At 61.4% G+C, this 440-nt stretch carries 1 protein-coding gene; it reads right to left on the bottom strand.

The features are described from left to right. Positions 1–440 (bottom strand): Ig-like domain-containing protein (locus CYR52_RS22220; protein ID WP_165699114.1); only part of this gene is annotated, 440 nt, incomplete at both ends.

The following is a 440-nucleotide window of genomic DNA, read 5'->3' as shown; positions in this document are numbered from 1 at the left end:
ACGGTAAAGGCAAACGCCTCGCCGCTGAGGCTGTTACCGGCGTTGTCGGTCACAGTCACGACGAGATTATGCTCGCCGTCAGCGAGGGTGGAAGGCGTGACAAAGTGCCATTGGCCTGCCGCATCCTGTACCGCCGCCTGCGGCGCACCGCCGTCAATGCTCACCATCACGGTCACGACGTCGCTGTCGGTGGTAATCGCAAAGCCCGGCGTGGTGTCGTTGGTCTGGTTGTCACCGGCGATACCGGTGTCATCGCTCAGGGTAATGACCGGGGCATTCACTGCGGTATCGACGGTGATATTCAGCGCCGCTGAGGTCGCGGTATTGCCCGCATCATCGGTAACGCTTACCTGCACGGCATACTCGCCATCCGCCAGTTCCGGCGCGGTAAAGCGCCAGGTTTCCCCGGTTTTGGTGGCCGGATAAACCGTACCGTTGAT

The organism is Chimaeribacter arupi, from assembly GCF_002858805.1.
Taxonomy (GTDB): Bacteria; Pseudomonadota; Gammaproteobacteria; order Enterobacterales; family Enterobacteriaceae; genus Chimaeribacter; species Chimaeribacter arupi.
The sequence above is the reverse complement of the archived record's forward strand: the minus strand, read 5'-3'. Positions and strand labels throughout refer to the sequence as shown.